Raw genomic sequence first — 20,114 nt, 5'->3', positions numbered from 1 at the left:
TGTATGAAGATCGGGATTACTTGCTATCCGTCATTGGGCGGATCGGGGGTAGTAGCCACAGAGCTGGGGAAGCTATTGGCCGAGCGAGGACATCAAGTCCATTTCATTACAGGTGGAATGCCATTTCGCTTAGGCGCGTTTCACCCGAACATTTTTTATCATGAAGTAGAAGTCAACAACTATGATGTTTTTAAATATCCACCTTATGATTTGACCTTGGCGAACCGAATGGCGCAAGTGGCGAAGAATGAAAACCTGGACTTATTACATGTACATTATGCTGTGCCACATGCGTTGTGTGCGTTCCTAGCCAAGCAAATGGTAGGGGATCATTTGAAAATTGTGACCACCTTGCACGGGACTGATATTACTGTTCTGGGTTATGACTCGAATTTGAGTGATATGATCCGCTTCGGCATAGAGCGAAGCGATTTGGTAACCGCGGTGTCCAATGATTTGATCAGGCAGACGAAAGAGCTGCTCCATGTTGAAAAAGAAATTGTCCCTGTGTACAACTTCGTAGACAAGCGGCGTTATTATCCAAAAGAGGTTACGAAGCTGAAAAAGGTATTTGCACCGAATGGTGAAAAAATTCTTATGCACATTTCTAATTTCCGTCCGGTCAAACGAGTGCCGGATGTGATTGAAATATTTTCGCGTGTACGTGAAGAAGTGGCTTCTAGACTAATCCTCATTGGTGAAGGTCCCGAAATGGGTCTGATCCGCAAGATGATCGCTGAGCTCGGGCTGAGCGACGATGTTTGCTTCCTCGGCAAGCAAGAAGACGTCGCTGAGGTATTGTCGATGGCAGACATCATGCTGCTTCCATCAGAAAAGGAAAGCTTCGGACTCGTCGCATTAGAAGCAATGGCTTGCGGTGTGCCTGTCGTCGCTACAGTGGCAGGAGGCTTGCCCGAAGTCGTCCTGGATGGTGTGAACGGCTTCTTGCGTCCAATTGGGGACGTTGAAGGCATGGCGAAAGAAACGATTCGTCTCCTGCAAAATGAAGAGCTATACCGCGAATTCTCGGCGAATAGCATCGAGCGATCCTGCAAAACGTTCTGTCACGAAACGATTGCCTCCCAGTATGAAGCGCTATACGCCAACCTGCTGGCAAGCAATCCGGTGAAGAATTAAGCTTTTGAACGTAAGATTGAGCTTTTGGCTAATTGATGCACCTTGGATATTAAAATAAACAATCCATACAAAACTCTCATGCAAAACGCCTCCTTGTGTAGATCAGGCGGAGCAAACCAGAAAGGGGGGATTGGATTGGCGATAGAATTGGCAAAGCGTGTTCTCGACAAATTGGAGGAACACGGCTTCGAAGCTTATTATGTGGGTGGTTGCGTCCGCGATTGGTTTTTACAACGACCTGTTCATGATATAGATATATGTACGAATGCCCATCCCGGCGACGTCATCCGATTGTTTCCCGATCATGTCCCGACTGGCCTGAAACACGGTACTGTGTCTGTAAAAGTCGAGGGGCAGATGTTCGAAGTAACCACGTTTCGGACGGAAGGAAAATATGAAGATTACCGTCGACCCGCTGAAGTTCAGTTCGTTTCAGAACTTCGGCTCGATCTGGAGCGACGAGATTTTACGATGAACGCAATGGCAATGGATCGTAATCAAGTATTGCACGACCCGTTCGGTGGACGAGAGGATATGCAGCATCGGCTGGTTCGGGCTGTAGGCATTCCGCTTGAGAGATTTCAAGAGGATGCCCTTCGGCTTTTACGAGGTGTGCGCTTTGCTTCCCAGTTAGGTTTTGCGATAGAAGATCAGACCATGCTTGCTATGAAACAGACTGCGCCTTTGTTAGCTCATATTGCTGTGGAGCGCATAAGGGAAGAGCTGAATAAAACGCTCGATAGCAAAGCACCAGAAGTAGGTTGTCAGTTGTTGAATGAAACGAGGCTCATGGCATATGCCCCTGAGGTAGAAGAATTGTTCGTCCTCTCAAATGAGCATGTCTGGCGGCTGCATCATTTGCAAACCGTGACGCAAAAATGGTCGTTGCTACTGTTTGCGGCGAATTATTCACCTGTGCAATCGCATGAAGTATGCCAATTCCTCAAAATGTCCAAACGCGAAACAGAAGCAATTTGCTGCTTGGTTGAACTTCTGACGCGATTGCAGCCACATTGGGATGTCCCTCAAGCGATTGAGTGGGGGCCACTGCTACTTGAAGTCGGTTTGGACACGTGCAACGAGTTCTTCCTTTTATTGCAAGCGTGCTGGTGGAAGGAAAGGCAATCGTTTTCGATGCAAGCACTCCGCGATCAATACGAAAACATGCCTGTCAAAACCATCAAGGATTTGGCGATCACGGGGCTTGACCTGCAAGTAGCCATTCAGAAAAAGCCAGGCGAGTGGATTTTCCGCGTCTTGGAATCGTTACTTAGACAAACGGCTTTGCACGGTTTACCAAATACACCAGAAGCACTCGTCGAAGTTGCAAAGAAAGAGGTTGCACAAGATGAACATTAAGCAAGTCATCCTTCAAGCATTCCGTGACCATCCCGGCAGTTTCATCTCTGGTGAAGAATTAAGCCAGACATGCGGTTGCTCTAGGACGGCGGTTTGGAAACATATCGAAGAGCTGCGCCGAGATGGCTACGAGGTGGAGGCGGTGCGAAAATCGGGGTATCGCCTGCTGGTTGCCCCTGATCGGTTGTCAGCAGCAGAAATTATGGCTGGTCTGGAAACGGATCGGATCGGACAAAATGTTATCGCTTACGATGAGGTGGTATCTACACAACCCCTCGCACATGAGGCTGCGGCAAAAGGGGCAGTAGAAGGTACGATCGTGCTGGCAGAGCTGCAAACAGGTGGAAAAGGCAGACTAGGTCGACCATGGCATTCTCCGAAAGGAACGGGGATCTGGATGAGCTTGATCATCCGACCTGTGATTCCGTTACCGAAGACACCTCAGATGACGTTGCTAACGGCAGTTGCAGTAGCGAGAACGATCCGAGAAGAGACTGGATTGCCTGTCAAAATCAAATGGCCGAACGATATTTTTATCGGAGACAAAAAAGTATGCGGGATTTTGACAGAACTCAATGCTGAATCTGATCGCGTCAATTATTTAGTCATCGGGATAGGGCTCAATGCCAACAGTGTCGAGTCAGATTTCCCATCTGAACTGGCACAAATTGCGACTTCGCTTCGAATTGAATCTGGTGAGCCACTCAAGCGCGTTTCGTTTATCCAGCGACTCTGCCGAATTTTTGAAGAAGAGTACGACCACTATTTGCAGGCTGGCTTCGAGCGTGTAAAACAAGAGTGGGAGAATCATTCATACACCATTGGCAAATGGGTGTCCCTCCAGACGATTTCACAACAGTTTGAAGGTCGTGCCGTTGGCTTGGATGAGGAAGGCGTACTCAAGGTCGAGGATCAGGCGGGACAGATTCACAAAGTTTATTCGGCTGATGTCAATTATCGTGCAAATGATTAAATCATTTGCTATACTCCAATTTGGAGGCTGTATCACCTCGTGAACGGTACTCCCGGAGTATTTTTGTATCTATCGTGTAATCTTAAAGCAATACGTGTAAGGACAAAAATCTGCTCAGAGCCTGTGTGGACCGAGACAGAAGGAATCCGTTGGACGCAAATGTCTTTTTGACATGGACAACCTTCTCCCGATTGACGCGAGAAGGTTTTTTTATTCCTCACACGATCCACGGGCTTGATGCGAAAGAGGAGAAATGAACAATGGCAACAAACGACAGACCCATTACGACTTCGAGTATCCGCAAGAAAAAAGAAACGCGAACCCCGATTACCATGGTGACCGCTTATGACTATCCGTCAGCCAAATTAGTAGATGAAGCTGGCGCTGATATGATTCTGGTTGGTGATTCATTGGGAATGGTCGTACTCGGTTATGACTCCACCATCCCTGTTACGATGGAGGACATGCTACACCATACGAAAGCAGTAACGAGAGGGGCCAAGCGTGCATTTGTCGTGGCAGACCTGCCTTTTCTCAGCTATCACGGAACAGTTGAGGAAGCGGTGAAAAACGCGGGCAGACTAATGCAAGAAGGGCTGGCCAAGGCGGTCAAAATGGAAGGGGGCCGTGAACTTACCCCAATCATTACACGCTGTGTACAAGCAGGCATCCCAGTCGTTGGACATATTGGGCTTACTCCGCAATCGGTACATCAATTAGGCGGGTACAAAGTGCAAGGAAGAGATCTGGAGGCAGCCAAAAAATTGTTGGATGAGGCCCTTGCGATTCAAGAAGCGGGTGCATTCGCCATTGTGCTGGAATGTGTTCCGGAAGAGGTCGCAGGCATGATTGCAGACAAGCTGGACATCGCTGTGATCGGAATCGGAGCGGGTACGACTTGTGATGGGCAAGTGCTGGTGTTCCATGATATGGTCGGCTACGCGTCGGATATCACACCGAAATTCGTGAAGCGTTACGCAAACATCGGTGAAACCATTCGCGAAGCAGTTGAGACTTATAACAAAGAAGTGGAAGCAAGAAGCTTCCCAGGGCCAGAGCATGTCTTCCATGCCTCTGAAGAAACCATCAAGGAATTGTACGGGGAAGGAGTGAAGCAATCATGATGCAAACAATGATGCAGCAGGTCTCCACCATCGAAGAGATGCGCGTTCATATAAAAGAAGCACGTCGGCAAGGCAAAACGATCGGAATGGTACCGACCATGGGTTTTTTGCATGAAGGTCATCTCAGCTTGGTAAAAGCTGCCCGTGAAGTATGCGATTTGGTTGTGATGAGCATTTTCGTAAACCCGCTGCAATTCGGACCGAATGAAGACTTTGATCGCTATCCGCGTGATATCGAACGGGATAGCAAAATGGCGGAAGAAGCGGGTGTGGACTTCCTGTTTACCCCGGAAGTCAGCGAGATGTATCCGAAGCCAATGCTGACCAATATTTCAGTAGCAAATGTGACGACTCTATTGTGTGGAGCTTCTCGTCCGGGTCATTTTGATGGTGTATCGACTGTCGTCAATAAATTGTTTCAAATTGTCCAGCCCGATTACGCCTTTTTCGGACAAAAGGATGCCCAGCAAGTAGCAGTTGTGACGCAAATGGTTCACGACTTGTCGATGCCAGTACAAATTGTTCCATGCCCAATTTTACGCGAAGCGGATGGGCTTGCTCTGAGCTCTCGGAATGTCTACTTGTCAGCGGATGAGCGAGTACAAGCACTCGTGCTATCACAGAGCCTCAAGCAAGCAGAAGAATGGTTGGGACAGGGCATGGCTCTTTCTGAAATCAAGGATCGTATATCGCAAATGATTTCCGCGAAGCCGTTGTCTGATATTGATTATGTGGAAATTTTGAGCTATCCAGAGCTCACACCCGTCGAGCAGGAAACGGCAGGTCAGACGATCGTCATCGCGTTAGCTGTTCGTTTTGGCAAAACACGCCTGATCGACAATACGATTACATCAATCAAATAGAGATAAGGGAGGAATTTTTAGTGTTCCGCACCATGATGAAAGCAAAAATCCATCGCGCAACGGTAACTGAAGCAAACTTGAACTATGTTGGCAGTATTACCATCGACAAAAATTTGTTGGATGCACTGGATATTTTGCCAAATGAAAAAGTACAAATCGTTAATAACAACAACGGAGCGCGTCTAGAAACATACGTCATCGAAGGTGCTCCAGACAGTGGCGTCATTTGCTTGAACGGAGCAGCTGCACGTCTCGTTCAAGAGGGCGATATCGTCATTATTATTGCCTATGCGATGATGACGGATGAAGAGGCGAGAACCTACAAGCCACGTGTCGCCATCATGGATGAAAAAAATCAGATCAAAGAATTGATTGCGGAAGAAGTGCACGCGACGATTCTGTAAGCGATCTGTCTGTTCCTGCATAGAGCCACCTGCCTTGTGAGACAATGAAAGTACTCATGCCTCATAGGGGGTGGCTTTTCTTGTGAAAATCGAGGACTGGTTTCATACACTTCGTAACAAAGCGCAGACGATTGAAGAGAAGTGGCAGGGGGCTACTGAACAAGAACGTCTACAGCTCGCGGAACAATTATTTCAATTGCGCCAAGTAAGTGATACAGTCGTAGACCTATGGCTGCAATTCGAAGAAAAATTATCCAATGCGATTCGTAGCATTAAGGAAATGGAAGGACAGCTTCCGGCGGAAGAGAAAAAGACGGATCAGGCGAAGGTGCATACAAAATCACCAAAGGACGTTGAAACGAATCCGTACGCGCCCATTTTTCGTCGTGGGGAAGGCTTTTATCATTTGCGCATGTTCCAAGACGCGAAAAAGTGTTTTGCAGAATTAGTCCAAAAATCGCCAGACTGGGAAAGTGGACGTCTGTACTACGCCTACAGTCTCCTTTTGTGTGAGGAGAATGAATTAGCCTTTCGGGAATTCCGTCTTCTCGGCAGGACAGCAAGCTCACCTACCGTTGTGGCCATCAGCTTTAATGCCATCGGTTGCATATTGGCTGAAGAGGAACAATGGTTAGAAGCGGTGCAAGCTTTTAAGACATCTCTCGAGATCAAGCCAGAACAGGAAGAAGCCAAGTACAACCTCGCGCTATGCTATTTAAGTGATGGCGATGCACAGGAAGCTTTGGACGAATTGGAACCGTATCTAGAAAAAAACGAGCACGATTGGGAAGCGCAGATGCTATGGCTGCGTGCTGCGAAATTACTGCATACGATGGATCAGACGGTGGAGTGGAGCCCGCCGAAAGGCTTGCAACTGCCGACACGTGATTTGGACAGTGATACTCTTCAGGAAATGGCCTCACTATACGAAACCGTGGGCAATTATCACCGGGCACAAATTTGCTATCACTTTTTGACGGAGCGTTCCCCAAAAGATGGGTGGACGTGGCATGGCTTGGCCTGGAATACGTGGCTCATTGCAGGTACGAAGCGGGCATTGACGCTCGTCAAAAAAGCCATCAGTCTTGCACCCGAAAATGACGACTTTCTTTTTAGTTATGGATGGATGCTGTTGTTTGATGGAAGGGTAGAGGAAGCAATCAAAGCGTTTCGGATCATGCTGGAGAAAAACCGAGACAATCGCCTCGGACAATCCGGGATGATTTCCGCATACGAAAAGCTGGGGGATACACAAGAAGCAAAACGGTTGGCAAAGTATTTCCTGGACGACGCTGAGCCATATGTACGTTCGTTAGGGTATTTTCATCTGGGAAGAATCGCGGTTGTGGAAGAAAATTGGCGCCTAGCTGAACAATATTTTCAACGGGCATTGCCATTCGCAGAACAGTTATGGGAAATCCCCATCTATCTGCAATTATGTGCAGGCAAGCTCGGTCAATCAGAAGTACAAACCGAGCTCGTACAGCCTTAAATGTACAGGAGAGCAGGAATATTTCCCATCGTTGCCGAATGTGAATGGGTGCGGATTGAATGTTTCCGCCCAGGTTACGAGGTGACAGCGTTTGAATCGATTACTAGTTGTAGATTTTGAGACGACGGGAAGCCATCCACGCCAAGGTGACAGCATCATTCAGATTGGTGCTGTCGCAATCGATGACGGGCAGATTACCGAGAGTTTTTCCACCCTGATTCATCCAGGCCAGGATATTCCACCGTTTATTACCCAATTAACAGGGATTACCAATGAGATGGTTGCAGATGCTCCTTCCTTGGAAGAAGTGTTTCCAGATTTCTTGCGTTTATTGGACGGACGAGCTTTTGTTGCACATAATGCAAGCTTTGATCTCCAATTTTTACAAGAAGCCCTGCTGAGCCAGGGCTATTATGCGTTTGACGGTTACGTGTTTGATACAGTGGAGCTATCCCGCGTTCTTTTGCCGATGCAAAATAGCTACAGACTCGGGGAACTGGCGTCTGAGCTGGAAATCGAGCACGATAATCCCCATCAAGCAGACAGCGATGCACTAGCGACGGCACAACTGTTTCTCCACTTGTTGGATATTTTAAAGAAACTGCCGCTTGTGACGATCCAGCGCCTGCAGATGCTCGTCTCTTCGTTTCGCTCTGATATCGAGGTTCTTTTACGAACCATCGAGATGGAAAAGCTCGTAGAACTACCAGAGCTGGATGGAACGCCAACCGAAACGGATTCCGCAGACATGTGGGATGTTTATCGCCAGCTTGCCCTTCGGAAGCGAGAAGAAAAATTAACCGCCTCGCTAAAACGTTCTCATGTTGATGCGACAGTGACCAAAGCGTTTGCCGACCAGCTCGAGGATGTTTTGGGTGAAAACGGGCACATGCAGGCGAAAATGTCGGGGTATCAACGTCGGGATGCTCAGGAAGCGATGATGCATGCCGTCTATGAGGCAATGGAGGATGGTGCCCATTTATTGGTAGAGGCAGGGACAGGTACGGGAAAATCATTAGCCTATCTCTTGCCGGGGATCATTTGGGCTCATCACAATCAGCAGCAGTTGGTGGTCAGTACCAATACCATTCAATTGCAGGAACAGCTTTTTCATAAGGAAATTGCTACCTTGCAGGAGTCTCTGCCGTTTTCCTTTACAGCTTCTACGCTAAAAGGCAGAGGAAACTACTTATGCCTGCGTAAATTTGAACAAGCCGTGGATGAGCCTGTAGAAGGAAGTAGCCAAGAAATGCGCTTGGTCAAAGGACAGATGCTGACGTGGCTCACGCAAACCGTTACCGGTGACGTGGAGGAACTGAGCATGCCTCCAAGTGGTCAACTGCTGTGGCAACAGGTAAAAAGTGATACGAGCTCTTGTTTAAACCGGGCTTGTCCGTGGTTTAGTCGCTGTTATTATTTTCAGGCGAAGGAACGGGCTCGCGATGTCGATGTACTCATCGTCAATCACGCCCTTTTCATCAGCGACTTGCAAGCGGAAAACAGAATCCTCCCTTCGTATGAAGTTGCCATCGTCGATGAGGCCCATCATTTGGAGGATGCTGCCACACAGCATTTAGGCAAGCAGTTTTCAACCACGCAGCTTCTTTTCTTGTTAGATCGTGCATCGGTTGAAGAGGGTGGGCAATTGCCCGCTTCGCAGAAGAGCTGCAAAGCTGGATGCCTGCGGTACAAGAAGATGTCGCCACAAAACTTCCTGAGCTGAGAAAACAGTCCGCTGCCTTACGTGAGAAAGCGCAGCAATGGACACAGCTCTTGTATGCATGGGCATCAGACCGTGCGGAGGAGACGACGGATGCCGGACGTGAGACAGTACGTTACCGGACCGAATCGTTTGTAGGCAAACACGAGAAGATACGCAAAGTGACCAAAAAGCTGATTGAAGGGATGACCGCATACGCAGCGGGAATCGAGCAGCTTTTACGAACGACTCCGCAAGAGGAAAAGCCTACTTTTGCGGTACGCAGTCTACTGACAGATTTATTCGGTCTCATCAAAGACTGGCAAAACACTGTGGAGCTGCTTCACTTCTTTTTGCTTGAGCAAGATGCCGAGTATGTATATTGGATGGAAGTAGAGTCCCGTACAGCTCGCAAGCAGGTCCATTTGTCAGCAGCGCTCTTGAAGGTTGCCGACTCACTGGCAGAACCACTTTTTGCGCAGAAGCGGAGTCTGATCTTGACCTCAGCCACTCTGACGGTCAAAAACAGCTTCTCCTACATCAAAAGCCAGTTTGGTCTCGACCAACTGCCCGAAGAACGAGTGCGTACCTTGTCACTGCCATCGCCGTTTCATTATGAAGAGCAGGGGTTACTGTTGATTCCATCTGATTTCCCCGCACCAGGCAAAGAGAGTGATCATACGTATGTGGAGGCGGTCATTCAAGGGTGTGTTGATGTCGTATTGGCTTCGAAAGGAAGGACGCTGATTCTATTCACCTCCCACTCGATGCTTCGACTTGTTTACCAAGCAATGAAGGAACGCCTTGCGGAGGCCCCAGAACCGTATACGTTATTCGGTCATGGGATTGATAGCAACAATCGGAGCAAGTTGGTGCGTCTGTTCCGAAGCATGGAGAGAAGTGTCCTGCTTGGGACGAGCAGCTTCTGGGAAGGCGTGGATATCCAAGGGGAATGGCTGAGTAGTTTAGTCATTGTTCGCCTCCCGTTTGCACCGCCGAATCATCCTGTCTATCAAGGAAGGGCAGAGCTTTTGAAGGCAGAAGGAAAAAATGCTTTTATGTCCTTGTCTCTTCCACAAGCTGTTCTGCAATTTAAACAAGGGGTAGGTCGATTAATTCGCCACCACTTGGATCGAGGGGTCGTGATCGTTCTTGATACGCGTGTGGTTGAGTCGAGATATGGACGCTCATTCCTTCAATCTTTGCCGCCATTTGAGATCGAAAGTGGTCCATGGCCAACGCTTCGAGAGCGTATAGAGCCATTCCTTAGTATGCAATCCCTGTCAGATTCATAAAATGAAGCAATAGTCTCATAGGGATTAAGGTGATAAAATAAATGTTATGGAAAAAAGAGTGGCGTTGGTGGATTGTAGTTCTTAGTGCGATTTTCCTTTGCGGATGCTCGATTGATAGCCATTTGTATGTACAAGAAGCAGCAGTGAAGATAGATGACCCATTTGAAACAGAGACAGAACAGGAATTTTCGGGTCTCATTATCACCTACTTGGCACTTCCACATGGTGAGAGTACGCTTTTGAGAATGCCAGGCGGCAAAACGATGCTGATTGATACGGGTACGGCAGATGATTGGCCCGTTCTCTCGGCACGCTTGGCAGAGCTCAAGATCACACGGCTCGACTATGTAGTGTTGACGAACGACCAGCCCGAGCATATGGGAGGCTACGCTTCATTGAGCCAGCAAGTGCTTGTTGATGCCGTCATTTTGCCCAAGCTGATCGCATCATCGCTTCGCCATGTCGTGCTGCTTCGCTCCAACCAAAAGCAGATGGAAGCAGAGCAAGGACAAGTACTCACTCTTGACCAAGAAATCTCCATGGAAGTTTTGCTCCCGGATGAACCGTTATTTTTATCGCCTCAGAACAATTCCCTCGTTTTTCGATTGACGCACGGTCAATTACGATTTTTATTTATGAGCGCCGTGAATGAAAAAGCAGAAGAGCGACTGTTGGAACGGCAAAATGACAGACTGAAGGCGGAAGTGCTAAAGGTAGCGGGTCAGGGGAGCAATCAAGGATCTTCGCAACCATTTCTGACGAAAGTCGATCCACAGGTCGCCATTATTCAGACAGGTGGATCGCGGGATCAAATGAAAGACGGCCAGGCAGAAGTCATGGAGCGCTTGGGTGAGTCATGGGCCGAGACATACGTTACCAGCCACGACGGTTCCATTACCATTTTATCGAACGGAAAAGAATATCGGATTTTGAAGCAAAAGAATTAAGGGGGAAGACCGAACGTGGCAAAACACGAAAAGATTTCAGAAGCGGTCGTCCGTCGTTTGCCGATTTATCTGCGTTACCTCAGTTATTTGCAACAGGTTGAGGTGACCACCGTTTCCTCCCAACAGATGGGTAAGAATCTTGATGTGAATCCTGCCCAAATCAGAAAAGATCTTGCAGCTTTTGGTGATTTTGGAAAAAAGGGAATCGGCTATGATGTCGATTATCTGGTGGAAAAAATCCGTGAAATTCTGAAGCTAACGGATGAAATCCGTGTCGCTTTGGTCGGAGCTGGGCATTTGGGCCATGCTATTAGTAACTACAACGCTTATTTGAAAGATAACATGCGGATTGCGGCCATCTTTGACAATAATCCAGAGAAGCAGGGCAAAAAAGTCGCAGGTATATCGATTCAGCCTTTATCAGAGCTGGAAGAAACGGTCGTCGACAAGCAAATCAAGCTGGCGATTATTACGGTACCGGCACCTGCAGCGCAATCCGTATGTGATCAGTTGACTCAAGCGGGTATCAGGGGGATCTTGAATTTTGCCCCTACGACGATTCGCGCAGGAAAAGATGTTCGCATTCACTATGCGGATGTGACGTCCAACCTGCAAAGCTTGGCCTACTATTTGACGTAAGAATGGAGTGTTTACTATGAAAAAGACGATCCTCATTCACGCAACAGTTATTACGGTTAACGATACGAATGAAGTCATTTACGATGGTGCCGTAGCATTCGAAGGCAACAAGATTACGTATGTGGGCCCAACTCCTGAGGACCTGTCGGAAGCGGGATACGATGAAGTCATCGATCAAAAAGGTGATTACATACTGCCTGGCTTAATCAACACGCATGGACATGCTGGTATGTCCCTCCTACGTGGTTATGCAGATGATTTGCCACTGCAACAATGGCTGGAAGACAAAATGTGGCCATTGGAGGCACAATTCACGGGAGACACAGTAAAATGGGGTACCCAGCTCTCACTTATCGAGATGATTCGTACCGGTACCACTACATTTGTGGATATGTATGATCACATGGATGTCGTGGCGAAGGAAGTCGATGCTGCTGGAATGCGCGCTCGCCTTTGCCGAGGGATGATTGGTCTGTGCTCCGAAGAAGAACGTCAAACAAAGCTCAAAGACGCGACTCTTTTTGCAAAAGAATGGCATAATCAGGCGGACGGACGTATTACCGTCATGATGGCACCGCATGCGCCGTACACCTGCTCGCCAGAATTTATTACCCAAATTATCGAAAAAGCTGATGAGCTTTCCTTGCCGCTTCATATCCATATGTCTGAAACAGCTTGGGAAGTCGGTCAAAACGAGAAGGACTACGGGCTTCGTCCAGTTGCTCATTTGGAAAAACTGGGAATGTTCAATCGCCCAACACTCGTCGCGCACGCTGTTCACTTAACGGATGAAGAAATCGACATTTTGGCAAAATACAATGTGAGAGTTTCTCATAATGTAGTGAGCAACCTGAAGCTGGCTAGTGGTGTTGCGCCAGTTCCGAAAATGTTGGCAAAAGGTGTAAGCGTGTCACTGGGTACCGACAGCTCGGCGAGCAACAACAATTTGAATTTATTTGAGGAATTGAAACTCGCTGCGATATTGCACAAAGGTGTGAATAACGATCCAGTAGCGGTTCCAGCAGAGGAAGCACTTCGCATGGCTACTCGTTATGGCGCAGAAGGGGTATTCCAAGAGGAAACACTCGGAAGCATTGAAGTAGGCAAGCAAGCTGACTTGATCGTTCTGGATAGCCACCAAGCCCATTTCCACCCGGCACACCAACCGATTTCACACGTGGTATACGCAGCAAATGGACGAGATGTGAAAGATACGATTGTAGCGGGTAAATTCTTGATGCGTAATCATAAACTGTTGACCATCGATGAGGAGCGCGCGATTTATGAAGCAAACCGCGTATTCCAAACGCTAAAACGGTAAAAGGCTCCTGTCAGGTGGGGGACAGGAGTAAGGCAGTGCAGGTGTAGGTAGGGGAATTGGATACTACGACGTTCCGTTGTTCATTTTTGCCACAGCTTTTGTCAGGAGATGATGGCGAAAATGAAGAGTGGGTGTGTGCGACCATTGACGCAAGGGAGACGACAATCCTGCCCAGGAGACGCGGTATTCCTGTAACAGAAACCCAAGTATGTCAGGAGATGTGGTTTGTTGCGAAGATGTCACGCGCTCACCTCCTCGGGGTGTATATGTAGTATGACCGCCCGACCTTAAGCTATGATTAGCAACTTTTCCGTGTCGTTCTAAAACCTTCCCGTATAGCATAGGCTAAAGACAAAAATGGGACAGGGGGAACGACATGTACATCCGGCCCAAAATGCTGTGGTGGCTCATTCCTATCCTACTCGGTCTATTTCTCCTAGGGATTGTATTGGGGACAGTAAGTCGATCAGCCAATACTGACAGCACTGATACTGCGTCTACGGTCAGACAAACAGCAGGAACGGAGCAGACAGCGACGACGGTAGCGGAGCTTTTGGAGCAGATCACGAAGGACGAGGAACGCTCATTTCTGGTATACATGCAGGATCAGACCTTGCATGGGCGATATCAAAATGAGCAATTTCAGCTCACAGGAGAAATCGGTGGCCACCAGCTTGAAATAGCCAGAAAAGATGGGCAACCAGTATCGGTGCGAATTGATGGACAGATACAGGATCATGCTGCACTGCCGTATGCGATGTTCACCCCGCATGAGCACGCAGTATTGCTCAAGGGAGTTTTGCAATCGGTTAGTCCTGAACACCTTGAAGATACTACAGGGCAAGGATGGAGTGGATATCGGATAGCGGTTCCACCAAAGGAAGTCTCTTCGTTATTATCGATGTGGTTAGGTCCATCCTTCCCTATTCAGGATTTGACTTCGAACGTAACGAACGGAATGAAAGTCAATTACCAACTATGGTACGAGTCAACTACGGGGCAGCTTCGCCAACTGGAGCTGGATTTGCAAATACAAACGGCAGTTGGAGTGAAGAGAGACCAGCTTCGATTCCGATTGTAATGTCAGCCACGTAAAGGAGTTACTTTGCTGTGTTAGTACGAATTATCCTATCAATCGTAGCCGTTATAATACTTACGGGAGCTGGGTTCGCCTATCACCTGACGGCTTCTGTAGCAGGAGAGCGCAATCAATTTGAGGAAACCGTTCGTCAGTGGGTCCAGGATCGCACGACAATCACGGAGATTGAATCCATTGATGAATATCGAGGCAAGGAGAGCTACGCTGTCGTCATTGGGAAAAATAAGGCGGGTACACAGGTTGTTGCATGGATGACAGATCAGAAAGTTAGTTTCGATCGAATGGATCTAGCTGTTCCAAAAAAGAATGTAGAAGAGGCGGTTTACAAGTCATTCCCGCAATCGGAGATCACTCATTTGGTTCCTGGTCTCGAAAACGATAAGAAATTTTGGGAAGTCACTGTCAAAGACAAAGACGGGCGTTTTCACTATATTCACTATGATCTATTCACAGGTGCTTTGTTAACCTCATACGCGCTCGCGCCAACCTAATACGCTTACTTGACAACAGGCCTTTTCCTTATGGGAGAAGGCCTGTTTGGTATTGTATCCAACATCTGTATAAGAAATTGATATACTCATGTGATATACTGGGGACGTTGCAGAGAGAGATAAAACGAGAACGATATTTATGGGGGGAGTAGCCGTGCAGTTGAAAAAGAGCGCAATTGGATTATCTTTGGTAGCAACATTGGCACTCCTGTTCGGAGGGTGGTTCTTGTATCAAAAGATGGAGATTGAGGAGCCAATCCGTGCAGAAATTGGACAAATGCAGTCCGCAACATTGGGCAATTTGGAGATCAGCAAAGATAAAATTCAAATAGATGTAACTGTTACAAAACCAGACGCGTTTCCAGCAGAATATCGCAATCTGCTAATGGAAACACAAAAGATCGCAGGGGAAAAAGAAGTGGTCATTGACATTGACAATCAGTCGACAGCGATGAACGATATATGGAAGAGCGGTCAATTTGTGTTTACAGAAGCAGTAGAGTTGCATGAATATAGCCGTATTCCAGTCCTTGTGGAACAATGGAAAAAGGGGAATCAGCTGGACGAAGCATCTACATTGATGGATGACAAGAACATTTATGTTTACTTGAAAAAAGGAACGGAGGATTTCTACACCATCATACCCCGTTCCATTGAAAAAGAGGTGACGGCACGTGCGTAAGGAAGTACTGATCGGCGTCGTACCTGCACTGTTGATTTTTCTTGTTTTTCTAGGTGTAAATATAACGCCATTCTTGGTCTTCGGAGCCGTACTGGGGGCGATTTACTTTCTGGTCATCCGTCAGCAAAATGGACAAGGCGGGAATGTCGCCCTCGGTGGGAAAAGAAAAGTAAACAAGCATGAGCTGCCGAAATCGGACATGCAGTTTGCCGATATCGGTGGACAGGAACGCGCTAAAAAAGAACTGAAGGAATCGCTTGATTTTCTCGTGTATAAAGACAAAATTGAACAGTACGGGATTCGCCCGATCAAAGGTGTACTTTTGACAGGTCCTCCTGGTACGGGTAAGACACTGATGGCAAAAGCCGCGGCGAATTATACAAATTCTGCCTTTGTGGCGGCATCAGGTTCGCAGTTTGTAGAGATGTACGTCGGTGTCGGTGCACAACGTGTTCGTGAATTGTTTCAAGAAGCGAAGACATTAGCAGAGAAAAATGGGCAAGACAGCGCGATTATTTTTATCGATGAGATTGATGTGGTCGGTGGAAAAAGGGACGGTCAACAGCAACGTGAATACGATCAGACCTTGAATCAACTGTTGACGGAGATGGATGGTGTAGCTACGACCGACAAGCCGCGGATTTTAGTCATGGCAGCTACGAACCGGAAAGACATGCTCGACGCAGCGCTGTTGCGTCCTGGCCGTTTTGACCGTCATATTAGCGTTGATCTTCCAGACAAGCCAGCACGCGAGCAGATTTTGACTATTCATACGGCCAATAAACCGCTTGGCGAAGACGTCACACTGGAAAAAGTGGCACAAGAGACATTCGGTTTTTCTGGCGCACAGCTGGAAAGTGTAGCCAATGAAGCGGCTATTTACGCCATGCGTGACCGTCAGGACAAGATCACTGCGAAGCATTTTGCTTATGCCGTGGACAAGGTCATGCTCGGAGAGAAAGTAGACCGTCAAGCATCAGAGGAAGAGAAGAAGCGTGTTGCTCTCCATGAATTGGGGCATGCGATTGTTAGTGAGATGGTGCGACCAGGTTCTGTCTCGCAGGTCACGCTGAGTCCACGTGGCAAAGCACTAGGATACGTCCGACAAAATCCAATGGAAGACCGCTATCTGTATACCAAGGATGCGATGGAAAAGCAAATCATGGTTAGCCTTGGAGGAGCCGTAGCGGAGGAAATCTACTACGGTGGGCGCAGTACTGGATCGAAGAATGACTTCGAGCAAGCGCTGGGAATGGCACAGGAAATTGTGCAAAGCGGTATGTCGGATCTGGGGATTGTACATTTGCAATATGTGGATAAGAGTCGTATTCATGACGAGGTTGAGCGTTTGCTGGAAGGATTGCTCGTAGAAACTCGCAGTCTTTTGAGACAGTATGACTCCGTATTCCAAACAGGTTTGTACACATTGATGGAAGCGGAAGTTCTGCAAGGCGATGAGTTCAGGACGCTTTTGTCACAAACGAAAGAAGAAGTTGCCGTATAAATGAAGACAAAGAACCTGCTAGCCAAATGGGGGAGTTGGCCAAGCAGGTTTTTTGTGTTTGCTGGAAACTTAGGCTTATAAGGATGAAACAATTTTGTAGACACGGTGCCAAATAGGTAAATGGATGAATATCCTACAAAAGTGATACGGGAATGAAATCAGGAGGCAAGGAGACCCTATGGCCAATGTGAACCGGCGAAAAGCAAACAAAAGTCTGAGCAAAACCTTTAGGCAGACAATGAACGAGTTACCGCTCTCATATACATCATCACCGATCGGGAGTGGATGGAAGACCTCGAATTAAATCTGCTTGAAAGTAATTTGGAGAGCAGTCACAGAATACCTCCCATCTCTGCAACCACACCGAAAGAGCAACAACAACCGATTCCCAAAGTACCCAAGCAGGACCTATCCTCCAAGCAAGACTCGTCTTCTAGACAGGACCCGTTTTCCAGACAGGACCCGTCTTCCAGACAGGACTCGTCTTCCAGACAGGACTCGTCTTCCAGACAGGACTCGTTTTCCAGACAGGACTCGTCTTCCAAACAGGATTCATCTCTCAAACAAAACGTATCCGCCAAACAAAACGCATCTTCCAAACAAAACGTATCCTCCAAACAAAGCTCAACTGCTAATCCGAACTTTTATTCGAAAGTCATCAAAGACCGTAATGATGATCGTGTCCAATCGTTTGTCTATACAGACGACTTGACAGATCAATCGGTGACAACAGAAAAAATTGCGAACCGTGCCATTGACTCGTCCAAGATTAAACAAGGCGCCGTGGATAATTCGATTTTGAAGGATTATGCGGTGGATAGTAGTAAACTCGCGGACAAAAGTATAACCTCCACTAAACTCGCACCGCATGCGGTACAGAGGGATCATCTGGGGCAGGGAATCGTAAGCGGCGAGCATTTGCAGGATTATTCGATATCCGCGCAAAAATTGATCAACCATAGCATTACGTCCGAGAAGCTAGCTGATAAAACCATCGACTCGATGAAATTTGCCGACCACTCGATCCAGAGCAAGCATATTCAGGAGCAAGCGATCACGAATGAGTTGATGCAGGATCAATCGATTACCTCGGAAAAAATAAAGATGGGGACCATTCAAACAAGTAATCTCGCCAATTATGTGATTAATACAGTAAAGATTGAGGATGGAGCTGTCTCAGGGGATAAAATACGCGATGGAGCAGTAACTTCGACGAAGATAGACGAGGATGCGATCGAGTCTCAGCATATTCGTGAAGGCTCCATTTACCATCACCATCTCACTGAAGAGATAATAGATGGCAGTAACATTACCGCTGGCAGCATCACGGATCATCACATAGCATTTCAGGCCATTTATAGCCAGCATTTACATCCAGAAGCGGTGACCAGTGATAAAGTGGGGCCATATGCGATTTTGACTGAGCATTTGGACAACAACAGTGTCACGACAGAAAAGCTCGTCAAAGAATCAATCAGCAGCACACATTTACAAGCTGGAAGTGTCCTATCGAGCCACTTGCAAGATGGGATGCTGACATCCAAAAAAATCGGGGATCAGCAGATTACCACTGCAAAGATAGCTGACAAGGCTGTCACTACCGACAAATTAGCGAACAGGAGTGTAGGAGAGCAACACTTGCTCGATGAGATCGTGAGTTCACGACATCTGATTGACGGGTCCATTCGCTCAGAAAAGCTGGCAAGAAGATCGGTAGAAGAACAACATTTGACTGACAGACTTATTGGGGGCAATCATCTACGTGAGTACATCATCCAGACGCAGCATCTGCATGACCACTTGGTGACCACGTCAAAATTGGCACCGGAATCTGTTTCCACAGACAAAATTTCAGATTTAAGCATTACGACAAGCAAACTTGGGGATGCCGTCATCACAGCACCCAAAATAGCCAAAGATGCGATCAAAACTCGCCATCTCGGCAGATCAGCCGTCACGGGGGAAAAGATTGCGGAAAAAGCAATATCGTCTACACATCTCAACAATCACATCATTCAAGCGGAGCATCTCCAGGGTAACTCTATTTCCAAGGAAAAAATACAGGACGGCAGTGTCACTCGAGATAAATTAGCAGATCAGAGCATCGATGCGAGCAAGCTAGATAGCCATTCTGTTCATGGTGCTCATGTCATAAAAGGCAGCTTGGATGGAACTCATATTAAGGAAGGGACGCTCAAAGGAAATCATCTTGTTAGCAAGAGCATAACAGAACAGCATCTGCAAAACCGGATCATTACGCAGGAAAAACTGGCAGAGGACTCCGTGACCGGTTCTAAAATTGCGTCCAAAGCTGTTACTACGCACCACATTGCGGATCAGTCAATTAGTGCTGAGAAGATGACCTTTCCGGTAATTGAGACACATAATCACATAGGAGTAACCTTGCAACAATACGGTTTCGTTCCATTCAGACTTTCTGCCACGAGCAAATCTACAGATGTAACCATTCGATTGCCACAGCCTTATGCGGATACACATTATTGTATGGTGGCGATGACCAATCAACCTGGGATTTATACATCGCTCAAATACACGAAAAGAACTTCAGCGATCATCACCGTATTTCGTAATCAAGAGGGTCAGGAAGCGACTGGTGTGATTCACTGGATCGGGATTGGAGTAAAAGGGGGAGATGTCCCACAAGAAATGTTGGAATGGTCAACAGAGGTGGGACAATTGGAGGCAGAAGAAGTCGAGGAAGATCAAAGTGACGAAGAGAACGACTTTGAAGAGGAAGACATCGATGATGAAGACACATATGATGAAGACGTGGAAGATGAGGACGTGGAAGACGAATATTCGGATGATGAAGACGTGGAAGATGAGGACATGGAAGACGAAGATACGGATGATGAAGATGGGGAAGATGAAGACGAAGACATGGAAGACGAGTACACGGACGAGGATGACATGGAGGATCACGACATGGATGAAGATGACGAAGACACGGATGAAAGTGATCTCGAGCAAGATTATGAAAGTAGTGAAGAATACGATAGCGATATCGAAAACGATAAATAATTCGGTAGGAAACAACAATGGGGCGAGTGAATGATTCAGAAGC

16 protein-coding genes and 1 pseudogene are annotated in these 20,114 nt (G+C 47.4%); 16 read left to right on the top strand and 1 reads right to left on the bottom strand.

The features are described 5' to 3' along the window. Positions 1–3: 3 nt before the first annotated feature. The 11 genes and pseudogenes from bshA to ACQ5DJ_RS01520 all read left to right on the top strand — a co-directional run bounded on the left by bshA (position 4) and on the right by ACQ5DJ_RS01520 (position 13,253). Complete coding sequence (gene bshA, locus ACQ5DJ_RS01570) at positions 4–1,137, top strand: N-acetyl-alpha-D-glucosaminyl L-malate synthase BshA (RefSeq protein ID WP_429840904.1); 1,134 nt, start codon at positions 4–6, stop codon at positions 1,135–1,137. Positions 1,138–1,272: 135 nt separating this feature from the next. Then, positions 1,273–2,496 carry a CCA tRNA nucleotidyltransferase gene (locus tag ACQ5DJ_RS01565; RefSeq protein WP_429840903.1) on the top strand — a complete coding sequence of 408 codons (1,224 nt, stop codon included), beginning with the start codon at positions 1,273–1,275 and terminating at the stop codon, positions 2,494–2,496. Beyond that, complete coding sequence (locus ACQ5DJ_RS01560) at positions 2,486–3,469, top strand: biotin--[acetyl-CoA-carboxylase] ligase (protein ID WP_429840902.1); 984 nt, start codon at positions 2,486–2,488, stop codon at positions 3,467–3,469. Before ACQ5DJ_RS01565 ends, ACQ5DJ_RS01560 begins: the two co-directional genes overlap by 11 nt. Positions 3,470–3,729: 260 nt before the next feature. Continuing rightward, entirely contained in the window at positions 3,730–4,593 is an 864-nt protein-coding gene (panB, locus tag ACQ5DJ_RS01555; protein WP_429840901.1) for a 3-methyl-2-oxobutanoate hydroxymethyltransferase, read from the top strand. Next, positions 4,590–5,456 carry a pantoate--beta-alanine ligase gene (gene panC / locus ACQ5DJ_RS01550; protein ID WP_429840900.1) on the top strand — a complete coding sequence of 289 codons (867 nt, stop codon included), beginning with the start codon at positions 4,590–4,592 and terminating at the stop codon, positions 5,454–5,456. The genes panB and panC overlap by 4 nt, the downstream gene beginning before the upstream one ends. A gap of 20 nt (positions 5,457–5,476) precedes the next feature. After that, the gene (gene panD, locus ACQ5DJ_RS01545) at positions 5,477–5,860 is read left to right on the top strand and encodes an aspartate 1-decarboxylase (protein ID WP_429840899.1); all 384 of its coding nucleotides are present in this window, start codon (positions 5,477–5,479) and stop codon (positions 5,858–5,860) included. Between the two features lie 82 nt (positions 5,861–5,942). Beyond that, on the top strand, positions 5,943–7,352 hold the full coding sequence (locus ACQ5DJ_RS01540) for a tetratricopeptide repeat protein (RefSeq protein WP_429840898.1): 1,410 nt from the start codon (positions 5,943–5,945) through the stop codon (positions 7,350–7,352). A gap of 91 nt (positions 7,353–7,443) precedes the next feature. Continuing rightward, positions 7,444–10,346, top strand: a pseudogene (gene dinG / locus ACQ5DJ_RS01535) (ATP-dependent DNA helicase DinG). Between the two features lie 41 nt (positions 10,347–10,387). Continuing rightward, positions 10,388–11,293, top strand: coding sequence for a ComEC/Rec2 family competence protein (locus tag ACQ5DJ_RS01530; protein WP_429840897.1), 906 nt, complete (start codon positions 10,388–10,390; stop codon positions 11,291–11,293). Positions 11,294–11,308: 15 nt separating this feature from the next. Beyond that, on the top strand, positions 11,309–11,932 hold the full coding sequence (locus tag ACQ5DJ_RS01525) for a redox-sensing transcriptional repressor Rex (protein WP_429840896.1): 624 nt from the start codon (positions 11,309–11,311) through the stop codon (positions 11,930–11,932). A gap of 16 nt (positions 11,933–11,948) precedes the next feature. After that, positions 11,949–13,253: an amidohydrolase gene (locus tag ACQ5DJ_RS01520; RefSeq protein ID WP_007723137.1), complete on the top strand. Its 1,305-nt coding sequence runs from the start codon at positions 11,949–11,951 to the stop codon at positions 13,251–13,253. Positions 13,254–13,316: 63 nt separating this feature from the next. Here the strand turns inward: ACQ5DJ_RS01520 and ACQ5DJ_RS01515 are convergent, their stop codons facing one another. Beyond that, positions 13,317–13,496 (bottom strand): hypothetical protein, encoded by a 180-nt coding sequence (locus tag ACQ5DJ_RS01515; protein ID WP_133257456.1) that lies wholly within the window; start codon positions 13,494–13,496, stop codon positions 13,317–13,319. Between the two features lie 133 nt (positions 13,497–13,629). On the opposite strand from ACQ5DJ_RS01515, the gene ACQ5DJ_RS01510 reads away from it, so the two are divergent. From ACQ5DJ_RS01510 to ACQ5DJ_RS01490, 5 genes are all read left to right on the top strand, one after another. Next, positions 13,630–14,334, top strand: coding sequence for a hypothetical protein (locus ACQ5DJ_RS01510; protein ID WP_429840895.1), 705 nt, complete (start codon positions 13,630–13,632; stop codon positions 14,332–14,334). A gap of 29 nt (positions 14,335–14,363) precedes the next feature. Continuing rightward, positions 14,364–14,843, top strand: a complete 480-nt coding sequence (locus tag ACQ5DJ_RS01505) for a DUF5590 domain-containing protein (protein WP_429840894.1) — start codon at positions 14,364–14,366, stop codon at positions 14,841–14,843. 154 nt (positions 14,844–14,997) lie between these two features. Continuing rightward, on the top strand, positions 14,998–15,525 hold the full coding sequence (locus ACQ5DJ_RS01500) for a hypothetical protein (protein ID WP_429840893.1): 528 nt from the start codon (positions 14,998–15,000) through the stop codon (positions 15,523–15,525). After that, the gene (locus tag ACQ5DJ_RS01495) at positions 15,518–17,029 is read left to right on the top strand and encodes an AAA family ATPase (RefSeq protein ID WP_429840892.1); all 1,512 of its coding nucleotides are present in this window, start codon (positions 15,518–15,520) and stop codon (positions 17,027–17,029) included. Before ACQ5DJ_RS01500 ends, ACQ5DJ_RS01495 begins: the two co-directional genes overlap by 8 nt. A gap of 285 nt (positions 17,030–17,314) precedes the next feature. After that, positions 17,315–20,071, top strand: a complete 2,757-nt coding sequence (locus ACQ5DJ_RS01490; protein WP_429840891.1) for a WIAG-tail domain — start codon at positions 17,315–17,317, stop codon at positions 20,069–20,071. The last annotated feature ends 43 nt before the right edge of the window (positions 20,072–20,114 follow it).

Origin of the sequence: Brevibacillus sp. FIR094 (assembly GCF_050477165.1) — a bacterium.
Taxonomy (GTDB): Bacteria; Bacillota; Bacilli; order Brevibacillales; family Brevibacillaceae; genus Brevibacillus.
Note: the sequence above shows the minus strand (reverse complement) of the source record. Positions and strands in the feature narration are given on the sequence as shown.

Bases quoted from the DNA above. Each gene is read 5' to 3' on its own strand.
- bshA (WP_429840904.1), top strand. From the start codon at position 4: ATGAAGATCGGGATTACTTGCTATCCGTCATTGGGCGGATCGGGGGTA.
- ACQ5DJ_RS01560 (WP_429840902.1), top strand. From the start codon at position 2,486: ATGAACATTAAGCAAGTCATCCTTCAAGCATTCCGTGACCATCCCGGC.
- panB (WP_429840901.1), top strand. From the start codon at position 3,730: ATGGCAACAAACGACAGACCCATTACGACTTCGAGTATCCGCAAGAAA.
- panC (WP_429840900.1), top strand. From the start codon at position 4,590: ATGATGCAAACAATGATGCAGCAGGTCTCCACCATCGAAGAGATGCGC.
- ACQ5DJ_RS01530 (WP_429840897.1), top strand. From the start codon at position 10,388: ATGTTATGGAAAAAAGAGTGGCGTTGGTGGATTGTAGTTCTTAGTGCG.
- ACQ5DJ_RS01520 (WP_007723137.1), top strand. From the start codon at position 11,949: ATGAAAAAGACGATCCTCATTCACGCAACAGTTATTACGGTTAACGAT.
- ACQ5DJ_RS01510 (WP_429840895.1), top strand. From the start codon at position 13,630: ATGTACATCCGGCCCAAAATGCTGTGGTGGCTCATTCCTATCCTACTC.
- ACQ5DJ_RS01490 (WP_429840891.1), top strand. From the start codon at position 17,315: ATGGAAGACCTCGAATTAAATCTGCTTGAAAGTAATTTGGAGAGCAGT.